12 protein-coding genes are annotated in these 13547 nt (G+C 73.1%); 7 read left to right on the top strand and 5 right to left on the bottom strand.

From position 1 onward, the window contains the following. Positions 1-91 precede the first annotated feature (91 nt). Positions 92-973 carry an alpha/beta hydrolase family protein gene (locus Aut01nite_RS28815; protein ID WP_043524334.1) on the top strand — a complete coding sequence of 294 codons (882 nt, stop codon included), beginning with the start codon at positions 92-94 and terminating at the stop codon, positions 971-973. Here the strand turns inward: Aut01nite_RS28815 and Aut01nite_RS28810 are convergent. Next, positions 963-1496 carry a QsdR family transcriptional regulator gene (locus Aut01nite_RS28810; RefSeq protein WP_043524335.1) on the bottom strand — a complete coding sequence of 178 codons (534 nt, stop codon included), beginning with the start codon at positions 1494-1496 and terminating at the stop codon, positions 963-965. The two genes, Aut01nite_RS28815 and Aut01nite_RS28810, sit on opposite strands and share 11 nt — an antisense overlap. A gap of 225 nt (positions 1497-1721) precedes the next feature. On the opposite strand from Aut01nite_RS28810, the gene Aut01nite_RS28805 reads away from it, so the two are divergent. Continuing rightward, on the top strand, positions 1722-2798 hold the full coding sequence (locus Aut01nite_RS28805; protein ID WP_043524336.1) for an LCP family protein: 1077 nt from the start codon (positions 1722-1724) through the stop codon (positions 2796-2798). An 18-nt stretch (positions 2799-2816) separates the two neighbouring features. On the opposite strand, the gene Aut01nite_RS28800 is transcribed toward Aut01nite_RS28805, so the two are convergent. Beyond that, complete coding sequence (locus Aut01nite_RS28800) at positions 2817-3905, bottom strand: NHL repeat-containing protein (protein WP_043524337.1); 1089 nt, start codon at positions 3903-3905, stop codon at positions 2817-2819. A gap of 136 nt (positions 3906-4041) precedes the next feature. Here Aut01nite_RS28800 and Aut01nite_RS28795 point away from each other — a divergent pair, with 136 nt between their 5' ends. Next, entirely contained in the window at positions 4042-4296 is a 255-nt protein-coding gene (locus Aut01nite_RS28795) for a hypothetical protein (RefSeq protein ID WP_043524338.1), read from the top strand. A gap of 63 nt (positions 4297-4359) precedes the next feature. Next, positions 4360-5502, top strand: a complete 1143-nt coding sequence (locus Aut01nite_RS28790) for a serine/threonine-protein kinase (RefSeq protein ID WP_152628632.1) — start codon at positions 4360-4362, stop codon at positions 5500-5502. On the opposite strand, the gene Aut01nite_RS28785 is transcribed toward Aut01nite_RS28790, so the two are convergent. Both Aut01nite_RS28785 and Aut01nite_RS28780 read right to left on the bottom strand, forming a co-directional pair. Beyond that, positions 5499-6398: an LLM class flavin-dependent oxidoreductase gene (locus tag Aut01nite_RS28785; RefSeq protein ID WP_043524339.1), complete on the bottom strand. Its 900-nt coding sequence runs from the start codon at positions 6396-6398 to the stop codon at positions 5499-5501. The genes Aut01nite_RS28790 and Aut01nite_RS28785 overlap by 4 nt on opposite strands. Beyond that, entirely contained in the window at positions 6395-8461 is a 2067-nt protein-coding gene (locus tag Aut01nite_RS28780; RefSeq protein ID WP_201775494.1) for an LLM class flavin-dependent oxidoreductase, read from the bottom strand. The genes Aut01nite_RS28785 and Aut01nite_RS28780 overlap by 4 nt, the downstream gene beginning before the upstream one ends. Before the next feature lie 83 nt (positions 8462-8544). Here Aut01nite_RS28780 and Aut01nite_RS28775 point away from each other — a divergent pair, with 83 nt between their 5' ends. Together Aut01nite_RS28775 and Aut01nite_RS28770 are read left to right on the top strand one after the other, a co-directional pair. Next, positions 8545-10152 (top strand): GGDEF domain-containing protein, encoded by a 1608-nt coding sequence (locus Aut01nite_RS28775; RefSeq protein WP_204037716.1) that lies wholly within the window; start codon positions 8545-8547, stop codon positions 10150-10152. Positions 10153-10258: 106 nt separating this feature from the next. Then, positions 10259-11356 carry a serine hydrolase domain-containing protein gene (locus Aut01nite_RS28770; protein ID WP_236642650.1) on the top strand — a complete coding sequence of 366 codons (1098 nt, stop codon included), beginning with the start codon at positions 10259-10261 and terminating at the stop codon, positions 11354-11356. A gap of 76 nt (positions 11357-11432) precedes the next feature. On the opposite strand, the gene Aut01nite_RS28765 is transcribed toward Aut01nite_RS28770, so the two are convergent. Further along, a complete protein-coding gene (locus Aut01nite_RS28765) occupies positions 11433-12431 on the bottom strand; it encodes a suppressor of fused domain protein (RefSeq protein ID WP_052163549.1) in 999 nt (332 codons plus the stop codon). Positions 12432-12524: 93 nt separating this feature from the next. Between Aut01nite_RS28765 and Aut01nite_RS28760 the strand changes: the two genes are divergently transcribed. Continuing rightward, positions 12525-13508 (top strand): LacI family DNA-binding transcriptional regulator, encoded by a 984-nt coding sequence (locus tag Aut01nite_RS28760; protein WP_043524406.1) that lies wholly within the window; start codon positions 12525-12527, stop codon positions 13506-13508. The last annotated feature ends 39 nt before the right edge of the window (positions 13509-13547 follow it).

The raw sequence follows: 13547 nt of genomic DNA, 5'->3' as shown, positions 1-13547 counted from the left end.
GTCTCAATCGGCTCCGGAACTGTTGTCGGCGCGTTGTCCGTGCTTTAAGAATCGACGGGAGGTAAACGTTTCATCCAGTGGGGAGAAAGAAATGCGCAGTGCAGTCCCTAAAGTGTTCGGAATCGTCGCCGCCGTCGCTCTCGGTGCCGCCGGAATCACGCTGATCCCGGATGCCGACGCCGCCACCGCGTCGTTCGCGAAGGGTCCCGCACCGAGCAACGCCAGCATCGAGGCGACCCGCGGCCCGTTCGCGATCACCCAGACCAGCGTCTCGCGGACCGCGGTGTCCGGGTTCGGCGGCGGCGACATCTACGCCCCGACCGACACCAGCGCCGGTACGTTCGGCGCGGTCGTGATCGCGCCCGGGTTCACCGCCCGCAAGTCGAGCATGGCCTGGCTGGCGCCGCGGATCGCCTCGCAGGGCTTCGTGGTGTTCAACATCGACACGCTGACCACCTCGGACCAGCCCGCCAGCCGGGGCCGCCAGCTGCTGGCCGCCGCCGACTTCCTGACCGGCCGGAGCAGCGTGCGGACCCGCGTCGACGCGTCCCGGGTGGCTGTCATCGGGCATTCGATGGGCGGTGGCGGCACCCTCGAGGCGGCGCTGAGCAGGCCGTCGTTGCAGGCCGCGATCCCGCTGACGCCGTGGAACCTGACCAAGTCGTTCAGCCGGGTCACCGTGCCCACCCTGGTCGTCGGCGCGGAGTCGGACACCATCGCCCCGGTGCGGTCGCACTCCGAGCCGTTCTTCGCCAGCCTGCCGGCCGCGCCCGGTAAGGCGTACCTGGAGCTCAACAGCGCCTCGCACTTCGCCCCGAACACCCCGAACACCACGATCGCGAAGTTCAGCATCTCGTGGCTGAAGCTGTTCGTCGACGACGACACCCGCTACCAGCAGTTCGTCTGCCCGGGCCCGGGCGCCGGCACGGCCGTCCAGGAGTACCGCAACACCTGCGCGAACTTCACGCCGTAATCAGCGCCCGGAGAGCCGGCTCGGCCTGCTCGAAGGCGATCGGCCCGCTGCCCAGCAGTGGGCCGTACAGCACCCCCTCCAGCGTGCGGACGTAGAGGGCGGCCTTGCGGCGCAGATCGCCGGGGTCGCCCTCGATCCCGCACTCCTGGAAGATCGCCAGCTGGGCCTCGATCGCCCGGCACCTCACCTCGGCCGCCGCGGTGAACAGCACCCGCGCCGCGACCTGCGGCTCCGACTCGACGAACCGGCGCATCTGCTGCGCCGAGCCGAGCAGCTCCGCGAAGATCCGCGACACCTCGATCACCCGGTCCGGCCCGCTGCCGGCCGCCTCGCCGGACGCCTCCGCGATCAGGATCTCCCCGATCGCCCAGAGCACCTCGCCGAACAGCGCGTCCCGGCTGCCGACCGCCCGATACAGCGTCGCCCGGCTGATCGCCAGTTCACCGGCGAGCATGTCCATGTCTATCGTCGAATGCTGCAGGAAATGGTTCGCCGCGCCCCGCAGCAGAACCTCCGGTGCCATGACTCGCCTCGCGGTGGGAATGGCGTTTCCTCCCTGAAGAGAATGAACGCTGGCCGAGCAGGATACGTTTCAAGACGCGCCGCGGTTCAATCTCCTCCGGAATATCATCCGAAAGGGCGTCCGGCGGTACGCCGTTCGCGCCCCGCCTCCGGGCAAAACGTCACGAACGCCCGGGACGATCTGCGACCATCCGCTGGTTGCCACCAACCGGATGCGGGGGTTGAAATGCGCGGATCCGTACGATCGGGCCGGCCGGGCCGGGCTCCGCTGTGGGCCCGGATCGCGATCGCCGTCGGCAGTCTGCTCCTGATCCCGTCCGCCGTCGCCGCGGCCGTCCCCGCCGTCACGTCCCGCGTCCTCACCCTCAGCGGCCCGCTGAACCTGCTGCTCGTCGGCATCGACCCGCGCGGCGCGCACACCAAACCGCTCGCCGACACGATCATCGTCGCGCACATCCCCGCCGACCGGCAGGGCGTCTACCTCTTCTCGCTGCCCCGCGACCTGGTCGTCCGCATCCCCGCCTTCCCGAAGTCCGGCAGCACCGCCCAGCGTACGAAGATCAACGCCGCGATGGCGCTCGGCAGCCGCCTCCCCGGCGGCCTGCGGTTCGATCCCGCCCGCGGGTACGAGCTGCTCGAACGGACCGTCCGCCAGGTCACCGGGATCCCGAGGTTCGACGCCGGGGCGGTCCTCGACTTCCCCGGGTTCAAGAAGCTGGTCACGGCGATGGGCGGGGTCACCATGACCATCGACCAGACGGTCGTGTCCGAACACCACAGGCCCGACGGCCGGCCCCGCGACCGGCTGCCCCGATGCCAGGGCGACACCAAGTGCCTGCGCCCCTACACCGGACCGCAGAAGACCTACCCCCAGAGCGATGTCCCGGTACGGCTGTCCGGCTGGGAGGCTCTCGACTTCGCGCGCCAGCGTTACGGCCTGCCGCGCGTCGACTACGACCGGCAGCGCCACCAGCGCCAGATGATCCGCGCCCTGGCCCGCCAGGTGACCCGGGACGTGAGCACCGACCCGGGCAGGCTGCCGCGGGTCTTCGGCGCGCTCGGCGAATCACTGACCTTCACCGGCGGCGGGTACGGCCCGCTCGACTGGGCCGTGGCCCTGAAGAACCTCAACCTCGCCAAGCTGACCTCGATCACCCTGCCCGGCGGCCCCCTCTTCGAGAACGGCCGCTACCTGGGCGAGAAGCTGACCCCGGAGGCGCGTTCCTTCTTCGCCGCCGTCCGCGCCGACCGCGCCTCCCCCTTCCTCCTGGACCATCCCGCCTTCGTCGACCGCACCCCCTGACCGGCCCCGCGGGGAGTGTCAGTGGCGCCGGCTGCGGCGGGCGACCAGCAGACCGATGGCGCCGGCGGCCGCCGCCAGGGCCACGCCGGCGACGATCGCGCCGAGCGGGAGGCGACTCCCCGCAGCGGACGAGGCGGCCGGCGCCGTACCGGACGAGGGTGGTCCGGACGCCGTGGAGGACGTCACGGCCGGTTGCGGGGCGGCGTCCGGGCGGGGATAGCGGAGCAGGTCGGCGCGCTTCGCCTGCCCGGTCATCTCGGACACGGTGAGCAGGGCGCTGCCGTCCGCGGAGTAGGCCAGCGATTCACCCTGCGGCTCGTCCGGCAGCGCGATCGTCCGGGCCGCGCCACCGGTGATCGCCCCGACCAGGGCGTCCGCCGTCGGGCCCGCCCCGGTCCCGTCGCCGCCGGGCACGTCGAACTCGAAGGCGTCGGCGTAGGTCCGCAGCGCCGCCCGCCGCCCGTCCGGGCTCACCGCGCCACCGGTGACGACCAGGCGGCCCTTGAACCCGAAGGGGTTGCTGGTGGCGGTCACCGGGATCGCGAAGTCCCCGGCCCGGCGCAGCGGCGTCGTCGCCCCCGCCCGCAACGGCCCGGCCGGCACGTAGACACCCGCCGTGAACGGGTCCTTGGTCACCACGATCGGGATCCCGTCCCCGCCGACCAGCAGCGCTTCGGCGTCATGGGCGCCGTCGGGGTAGGACAACCGGAACAGCGTCGGCGCCGAGGCCCCCGGCGCCAGCCGCCACACCCCGACGTCGTCCCGGTTCTGCCCGTTGTCACCGATGTCGCCCACCCACAGCGTGCCGTCCGCGTCCCGCGCCAGGTCCTCGGTGTCCCGGGGGCGCGACGGATAGGCGACGGTACGGACAACCTTGCAGTTGCGGTTCAGGTAGAAGATCCGCCGCCCCGCCGCATCGTCCGCCCCGTCGTTGACCACCACGTACCCGTCGCGGTCCGCGACCAGACCGGAGATCTCCACCAGCCGCTCGTCACCGACCCGGCACGCCGTGTCCCCGGCGGCCCACGCCGCGGCGGCGAGGCCCGGGGCCAGGGGAGTGGCGGCCAGCGAGATGATCAGGGCCGTTCCGGCGGACAGCAGGGTCATCTCGCTCCTCGCGTTCGTGGCGGCCGGCCCGCCCCGCGTCCACCTTGCCATGCGAGCGCCAGGCGCGGCGCGGCCGCACAGCAAGCCCACAGGGCGCTCATGGGGAAGCCAGAAAATCGCAGGTCACGCTTTCGGCATGACGCAGATGGCACTCCCGATCGCATACCCGTCCGCCCGCCGCGCCGAGGTGGCCCCCGCCCCGCGGATCCGCTGGCGTCTCCTCGGCGCCGAGGCCGCCACGGCACTCGCCGTCAACCTCGGCCCGGTCACCCCGCATCCCGCACACCGTGCCGCCGACCGCGGCGTCATGGTCGCCGCCGCCCCGGGCGCCGTGGTCGCCGGCCCGGGGACGCGCCTCGTCGCCGTGCAGCCCTCGATCACCTCGTGGTGACGGCCCCCGCAGCGGGGAGAGGGGTGTGCGTACCGGAAAGAGGGTTACCGGTACCGTTCCGCAGTGCCCGACAGCCGCCCGAGAATGATCGCCGAACGTTACCGCCTGGTAGGCCAGCTCGGCCAGGGTGGCATGGGTCGTGTGTGGGCGGCCCGCGACGAGCTGCTCGACCGCGACGTGGCGGTCAAGGAGATCGTGCCGCCTGCCGGGCTCAGCGAGGCCGACCTGCGTACGCTGCGGGAACGCGCGATCCGGGAGGCCCGGGCGATCGCCATGCTGGACCAGCCCAATGTGGTCCGGATCTTCGACGTGGTCTTCGACGACGGCGATCCGTGGATCATCATGGAGCTCGTGCCGTCCCGGTCGCTGTTCGACACCGTCCGTGACGACGGCCCGATGGCCCCCGACCGGGTGGCCCGGATCGGCCTCGGTGTCCTCGCCGCCCTCCGGGCCGCCCACCGCGCCGGCCTGCTGCACCGGGACGTGAAACCCGGCAACGTCCTGCTCGCCCACGACGGCCGGGTGGTGCTCACCGACTTCGGTCTGGCCACCGCCGCGGGCGACGCCAGCATGACCGGCACCGGCGTGGTCGTCGGCTCCCCGCAGTACCTCGCCCCGGAACGCGCTCTCGACGGCGAGGTCGGCCCGGCCGCCGACCTGTGGTCCCTGGGCGCGACCCTCTACGCCGCCGTCGAGGGCCGCCCACCGTACGTCCGCTCGTCCCCGATGGCCACCCTCGCCGCCCTGGCCACCGAACTGCCGGACCCACCGGACCGCGCGGGCGTGCTGCGCCACACGCTCACCGCCCTGCTGCAACGCGACCCCACCGACCGCGCCGACGCCGAGACCACCCGCCGCCTCCTCCTCGCCGCGAGCGTCCCCGGCTCCCCACCGCCGCCCAACGCCCCGATCTACCCGGAGCCCACCTTCGCCACCCCGAAGCAGGCAGCCACCCCTGAGCCGGTCGCCATTGCGAAGCCGGCAGCCACCCCGAAGCCGGCAGCCATCCCCAAGCCGGTCGCCATCGCGAAGCCGGCCGTCGACCGGCAGACGCCCCCGGCGCGCCTCACGCCCGCTGTGGTGGCGGACAGGCCGGGCGCGCGGAACCGGGTGTGGCTGGCCGCGGCCGTCGGTGTGGTGGCGTTGCTGGTCACCGGCGGGCTGCTCGCGTACCTGATGTCCGCGGCGGCCGGGAGCGCCGGCTAGGCGGAGCGTTCGGCGGCGACGAGGGCCCGGACGGCGGGGGCCACGTCGCCGGCGAACTCGGCGATGGCCGTGGGGTCGTCGGTGGCGAGGATGAACGTGCTGACGCCGTGTTCCAGGGTGAGGCCGGCCAGGTCCTCGGCCCACTGTTCGGCCGGGCCGTTCAGGAAGGAGCGGCCGAACTGGCTGAAGGTCCCGTTGATGTTGAGCAGGCGGCGGATCCGGGCGGGATCGCGGCCGGCGTCCCGGGCGGCGGCGTCGATGTGCTCGTTGATCCCGGCGTAGGCGGAGGGGCCGTCCTCCAGGTACGACAGGGAGGGCAGCACCCCGTCGGCGGCCCGGCCGATGAGGCGCAGCATCCGTGGCTTGTACGCGCCGACCCAGATGCTCATGTCATGCGCCGGCGCCGGGCCGCGTTTCAACCCGTCCACCTGGTAATACGTTCCGCGGACCGCGACCGGTCCGGTCGCCGTGGCGTCCCAGACGGCCCGGATCACCGCGATCGCCTCGCCGAGCGCGTCGACCGACTGGCCGGCGCTCAGCCGCCGCGCCCCCATCGCCTCGATCCCGTCCCAGAACGCGCCCGCCCCGAGCCCCATCTCGATCCGCCCGCCGGTGAGCCGGTCCAGCGCGGCGTGGCTGCGGGCCAGCACGGCGGGTTGCCGCAGCGGCAGGCTGAGCACGTTCCCGCTCAGCCGGATCCGTGAGGTGCGCGCGGCCGCGTACGACATCAGGGTCCACGTGTCGTGGAACCGTGGCAGGTACGGATGGTCCTGGAAGGTGACCAGGTCGAGGCCGGCCTCCTCGGCGGCGACGGCCAGCTCGACCGCCTGGTGCACGGGCGCGGCGGTGGGCGTGACGAACGCACCGAAGAGAAGATCCTGTCCGTAATCGGTCATCGGGTCGCCGCCTTGATGTTGAAGTTGTCGCGGAACAGGTTGTCCGGGTCGTAGCGCCCCTTGAGCGCGCGCAGCCGCTCCAGGGTGGCCGGCGGGAACGCCTCGCCGACCCGGTCCGGGCCGGTCTCGAAGCTCAGGTAGAGACCGTCGAAGTACGGCCGCAGCCGATCCCACGCGGCGTCGACGCGCCGTGCCGACGAGCCCATGACGGCGACGGAGAAGTTGGCGTCGCGATGCGCGTAGGCGGTGGCGTCCGCGGGCACGTCGGCGACCGCCCCGCCGACGGTGCGGATCTGGAACCAGTGGACCGCGCCGCTGTTCAGCAGTTCGGTGGCGGCCAGGGCGAACTCGGGCGTGAGGTGCCTGATCAACCCGGACCGGGACACCGGCTCGCCCGCGCCCTGGTGATAGCCGCCGTCGGCGGCGTTGGAGATCACCGAGAGGTACGGGGTGAGCAGCACCTGCTGCTGGTACAGCGGCGCCACCGCCGCGATCGGCTGCAACCGCTCGATGATCGTCTCGGGGTCGTCGTGGTCGACGACCGCCAGCAGTTGCGCGACCATCGGCTGCCCGGCCCGGGGCGCCCCCATGATCAGCTGCCCGCTGACGTCGCGGGGCGCCTCCTCGATCGCCCGCCCCCACTTCACCAGCACCTCGGCCGGATCGTCGGCGGCCACCACGAGCTGCGCGAACCCGACGTCACCGACCTCGTACACCTCGAACTCGAACGACGTCACCACCCCGAAGTTGGCGCCCGCCCCGCGGACCGCCCAGAACAGGTCCGGGTTCTCGTCCGGAGAAGACGACGCGCGCACCACCGTCCCGTCGGCGAGGACCATCTCGACGGCGTGCAGGTGGTCGATGGTGAGGCCGTGCTCGCGGGCCAGCCAGCCGATGCCGCCGGCGGTGGCCAGCCCGCCGACGCCGACGCCGCCGTAGTCGCCGGAGCTCAGCGCCCACCCGTGCGGCGCGAGCGCTCTCGCCACGTCCATCCAGCGGGCGCCCGGCCCGACCCGGACCAGGCGGCGGGACGGGTCGAGGATCTCGATGTCGTTCATCGCGGCGAGGCTGAGCACGATCCCGCCGTCGTTGGTGGACCGGCCGCTGATGCCGTGCCCGGCGCTGCGCAGCGCGAACGGCACACCCGGATGCGCGCGGGCGAACGCGAGCGCGTCCACCACCTCCGCCGTCGTCCGGGGCCGCAGCACGACGCCGGGGGAGCCACCGCGCAGGTAGGTCGAACGGACCCGCGCGTAGTCCAGGTCGCCGGGCTCGACCGCGGTCTCGGCCAGGCTCGCCGGGATCGCCTCGTAGTCGATGCCGGGACGGCGCTTGGCCCGTACCGAGGAAGGTCGGCAGACGGGCGGACCGGAACCCTCCCGCAACCGCTCCCACGACGTCAGCGGCGCCGGGTCGTCCGCCTCGACCAGGAAGGTGTCCGCGCCGAGCGCGAGGAGCTCGTCCGGGCCGAGGCCCGGCCCGACGATCAGGATCCTGTGGATCTCCGCCCCGTCACGGCCGGCTTCCACCGCGGCGTCTTCCAGGATCTTGTACGCCGTGGCGAGCTCACCCGCCCCCAGCCGCGACAGGTCCGCCATCCAGCCGTCGGCGACCCGGCCCGCCCGGCGCAGGTCCTCCGGATCGTTCCCGGTCAGCCACACCGGGACGCGGTGGGCCGGCAGCGGCCCGCGCTGTGCCCGCGGCACCCGGTGACGCTCGCCGAGGTAGCGCAGCGGCCCCGGCTCGCCGGCATCGAGGACGCCCCGCACGATGTCGGTCACCTCGGCCACATGATCGCCGGTCAGCGCCACCGCCAGGCGCCCGCCGGAGAGCAGGTCGAGGCTGGCCGCGGCCCGCCCGAGCACGGCCGGCTCCCACCCCGCCGCGTCGACGGCCGTGGCCAGCCCGATCCGCTCGGTGTGCCCGGCGATCCAGCTCAGCAGCGTCCAGGCGTCGCCGTCCGGCTGATCCCGCACCAGCGCCAGGTCATAGCCGAGCTCCTCGGCCCGGCGTGCCTGCGCCACCGAGGTGACCAGCGCACCGAACCGCAGCCGATGTCCCATCCCGGCCATCCCCTCGAGAATCGTGTGTCCCTCGTTGATACCTCAAGACTCACGTCACGGCCTGTGAGGCCGATTACCTCACCGTGACCGTCGTCCCGTCGTTGCGCCGTGACCCCGTGCTGATCGCCGTGGCCCTGGTGGCGCTGCTGTCGTCGTCGACCGCACTGGCCGACACCGGCGGCCGGGTGATGGGGGCGGTGATCTGGCCGGCGCTGGTGGGGCTGTGCGCGGTGACGGCGGCCGACGGGTTCCGGATCGGGCGGGCCCCGCACACCACCGGCGCCGAACGGCGGATGTGGGGTTCGGTCTGCCTCGCCGCGACCGTCTTCATGGTCAGCGACGCCTGGCAGTTCGGGGTGTTCCTGCGCGAGCCGGACAGCATGGCGGCGTCGATCGGCGGCCCGGCGTACAGCGCCGGCATCTTCGCCGGCACCGTCTGCCTGGTCTGGTCGCTGCTGGTGATGCCGCTGGACTACGGCACCCGGCGCGAACGGGTCCGGTTCCTGCTGGATGCGGCGACCGTGCTGGTGTTCGCGGCCACCCTGGGCGGCTATTTCACCGTGACCGCGGGCGCGGCCGGGGTGGCGGGGGCGGGCCGGTGGATCTCGCTGCTGTTCGGCCCGGCCATCTACATGGTGGCGGTGTTCGCCCTGGTCAAGCTGCTGCTGATGCCGGTGAAGCCGTTCGCTCCGCTGGCCGGCGCGCTGCTGTCCCTGGCCGCGACGCTGGAGGGCGCGGCCACCGGGTTCCGGCCGCTGCTGATCGAACACGGCCACATCCCCTGGCAGCAGGGCGCCACCGTGGTCGCCGTGGCGGCGCTGACCGCGGCCACCCGGGTCCAGTTCCTGCAGATGCGGGCCGGCACGTCGAGCGCGCCACGGACCCGCCGCCGCCCGTACAGCCTGCTGCCGTACGCGGCTGTCGCCGGGACGTTCGCGCTGCTCATCGGAGTTCTCGTGGTGGACGGCTGGCAGCCGGCCACGTGGATCGCGGTCGGCGGCGCGGCCGGTGGCTCGGCGCTGGTGGTGGTGCGGCAACTCGCCGCGTTCGCCGACAACGCCCGCCTGGTGACGATGCTCGACGCGAAGGTCGCCGAGCTGCACAGCCTGCTCGCCGAACGGGACCGGCTCGCCGCGGAACTGGAGCATCGGGCGTTCCACGACGCGCTGACCGGCCTGGCCAACCGGGCGCTCTTTCAGCGGCGCCTGGCCTCCGCCGGTGGCGACCGGGCGGTGCTGCTGCTCGACCTGGACGGGTTCAAGCCGGTCAACGACACCTACGGCCACGCCGCCGGGGACGCCGTGCTGACCGCCGTCGCGGTGCGGCTGCGCGCGCACGCCGGCCCGGGCGATCTGGTCGCCCGCCTCGGCGGGGACGAGTTCGCGCTGCTCACCGCCGGGCCGCTGACCGGGGCCGAGGCCCGGGAGAGGGCGGCGGGCATCGCGGCGGCGATCGCGGTGCCGATGACCGTTCTCGGTCAGGAGGTACGGGTCGGCGCAAGCGTCGGCGTCGCCACCGGCCGGGCCGGGCGCAGCGGCGACGCGCTGGTGCACGAGGCCGACCTCGACATGTACGCGCGCAAGGCCGGCACGGTCCGGGTCCGCCCTGAACCGGTGCGGGCAGGTGGGCCGCCGGTCACCCCGATTCCCGCGGCGCCGCACCCCCGAGACGGGACGCGCGGCGAACCCTGAGGCGGCTCCGGGTCTTCTCGTCCTGACGGATGGTTCCGCCACCGGAACGGTCGATGACGATCGAGGGCAGGCCGCGCAGTCGCGCGGCGTCGAGAAGGGATCCCGCGTGCGTATCCGATCGATCTCCGCCGTTCTCGCCCTCACCCTGCTGTCCCTGGTCGTGGCCGCCCCCGCCGGAGCCGCGCCACCCCGCGACGAACTGCGCAAGGATCTCCGGGCCGTGGTCGCCGCCGGGGCGACCTCCGCAATCGCCGAGATCACCGGCCCGTCCGGCACCCGGCGGGCCGCGGCCGGGGTCGCCGAACTGGGCCGCCCCACGCCGGCGCCGGTCGGCGGGCGCTTCCGGATCGGCAGCGTCAGCAAGACGTTCCTGGCCACCGTGGTGCTCCAGCTGGCGGCCGAACGGCGGCTGACCCTGGACGACACGGTCGAGCGGTGGCTGCCCGGCATCGTGCCGGACGGGGACGGGATCACCCTGCGGCAGCTGCTCGACCACACCAGCGGGCTGTACAACTACACCGCCGCGCTGGACCTGTCCCCGGCCGGCTGGCTGCCGCAGCGGTACCGCTCGTGGGACCCGGCTGAACTGGTCGCGCTCGCCACCGCGAAACCGCCGCTGTTCGCGCCCGGCACCGACTGGTCGTACTCGAACACCAACTACGTGCTGCTCGGCATGGTGGTGAAGGCGGCGACCGGCAGGCACTACTCGACCGAGATCCAGCGGCGGATCATCGGGCCGCTGGGCCTGCGGCAGACCGAGTCACCGGGGGAACGGGTGCGGATCAGCGGCCCGCACGCACACGGCTACCTGCCGGTCGGCCCGGCGGGCGCCGAGAAGCCGGTCGACGTCACCTCGTACAACCCGAGCATCGCCGACGCGGCCGGCGACATGATCTCCAGCACGGCCGATCTCAACAGGTTCTTCCGGGCCCTGCTGGGCGGGCGCCTGCTGCCGCCCGCCCAGCTCGACGCGATGACCACGATGCGGACGGTGGCGCCGGGAAGCGGCTACGGCCTCGGGCTGGAGACCACCACGCTGTCCTGCGGCATCACCCTGTACGGCCACGGCGGCGGCATCTTCGGCTACGCCACCAACACGCTGCACACCCGCGACGCGAAACGGCAGCTCAGCATCTCGGTCACCCCGTACGTCGGTGACCCGGGAGCCGCCTTCGAATCCCTGATCGACAACGCCTTCTGCTGACCCGGTCCCCATCCGTGTGCCGAGTCCGGCCGTCCTACACGCCCGAACTCGACACACGGATCGCCGGCCGGGACCGTCAGCGGACCTCGATGACCAGCCGGTCGGTGCCCGGGACGGGGTGGACGCCCGGGACGGTCAGGTCCGGGAGAGCGGTGAAAGCGGCCTCGGGCAGATCCAGCTCCAGGACGCCGTCACCGGGCTGCCGGACGGCGTACGCCGCCGCCGGGATCAGCTTCACCCGGGTGCGGTCGTCGCCGTCCAGCCACAGCTCCCGGCCGTACGGAAGACGATCCTTCACCCCCGCCGGCACCTGCGGCGCGTTGATCTCCTTGAAGCTCAGCCGGATCGTGCCGTCCTCGTCGGCGGACCACCGGAAACCGGCGATCATCAGCATGCCGGTGGACGAGCCGTCCCGCTCCCGGCCGGCCTCGGCCGCGGCCCGGATCACCGGGTCGTCAAGCGCCGACGGCCGGTCCAAGTCGGTGACCAGCAGCGGATTGCGCTCCGCCAGCAGAGCGAGCAGACCCTCGGCGTGCCATTGGCGGACCGCGTCGTACTCGTCCGTGGTCAGCCCCACCACCTGCAGGAACTGCAGCCGCCCGTGCGGGGTGGCGATGGTGCCGAGCTCCGGGTCCTCGGCGAAGGTGATCGCCGTCATCAGGGTGTCGTGATCCTGCCGCAGCGGCCCGTTGGCGTTCAGGTGATGGAACGGCTCGAACCAGTTGCCGCTGCCGAAGACGTACCGGGCGAGGTTCTGCAGCAGGTTCGCCGCCCAGTACGGCACCTCCGTCTCCCCGGCGGCGCGGGCCACCCGCATGGTGAACTCGAATCCCCAGCCCGACTCCTCGGTCTCCTCCGCGTCCTCGTCACGCTCGTACAGGTCACTCATCCCGTAGGTGACGATGTGCCAGTGCGGCACCGGCTCCTCCCGCGGGTAGAAACTCATCCCGTCGATCGGGTCGGGGCCGCCCAGCGCGTACTTGATGATCGTGCCGAAGTGCTGCGGCTCGACATCGGGGTAGAACTCGTCGAGGCGGGCCGTGATGGCGTCCCAGCCCGGGGTGTCAGACGTCATCGCGGAATGAGATCACACTCGGCGGGAAGCCGCGCGACCGCTCGTTATGCTGGCGCGGCAGCAGAACGGCGGACATCTTCGAGGAGTGGCTTGGTGCGCACGACCGTGCAGGACGTCGCGCGTGCGGCCGGAGTCTCGGTGTCGACGGTGTCCCGGGCGCTCACCGGCGGCGCGGTCAGCCCCGCCACCCGGGAAGCCGTCGTCGCCGTCGCCCACCGGCTCGGTTACCAGCCCAACCGGGCCGCCCGGGGACTCATCACCGGGCGTACCGGAAACCTCGGCCTGATCGTCCCCGACCTGCGCAACCCGTTCTTCGCCGACGTGGCGAAAGGCGTCACCGCCCGGGCCCGCGCGGTCGACTGCGGCGTGTTCATCAGCGACACCGACGAGGACCCCGTCGCCGAACTGGAGGCCGTCGCGACACTGCGGCACAACACCGACGGCATCCTGCTCTGCTCGCCCCGGTCCACCGACACCCAGATCCTCGAGGCCGCCGACCCGCGCACCACCGTCCTGCTGCACCGGCGGGTACCCGGCATGACATCGGTCGTCGCCGACATCGTCGACGGCATCCGGCAGGCCGTCCGGCACCTGCTCGCCCTCGGGCACCGGCGCATCGCGTTCGTCTCCGGCCCCGACGGCTCCTGGGCGTCCCGGCAGAGGATCAGCGGCCTCGACGAGTTCACCCGCGAACCCGGCCTCGAGATCCTGCCGGTCGGATCGGTCGCGCCCACCTTCGACGGCGGAGTGCTCGCCGGAGACCTCGTCCTGGCGAGCCCGGCGACCGCGGTGCTCGCCTACAACGACCTCGTCGCAACGGGGCTGCTGCACCGGCTCGCCGCGCGCGGCGCGGTCGTCCCCGACCGGATGAGCGTGGTGGGGTACGACGACGTCAGCCTCGCCGGCATGAGCCACCCCCCGCTGACCAGCGTCGCCGTCCCGAAAGACCGGGCCGGCGCGATCGGCCTCGACCTGCTGCTCGGCCGCGCCGGCACCGTCACCGCCGAACACGGCGCCGAAGTCATCCTGCCGACCACCCTGGTCGTCCGCGCCTCCACCGGCGTCGCCCCGACCTGACAGCCACCCCCGAACGGCCACGGGGACGAGGCGTGCCGA

Source organism: Actinoplanes utahensis (assembly GCF_016862455.1).
In the GTDB taxonomy this organism is placed as follows: domain Bacteria; phylum Actinomycetota; class Actinomycetes; order Mycobacteriales; family Micromonosporaceae; genus Actinoplanes; species Actinoplanes utahensis.
The sequence above is the reverse complement of the archived record's forward strand: the minus strand, read 5'-3'. Positions and strand labels throughout refer to the sequence as shown.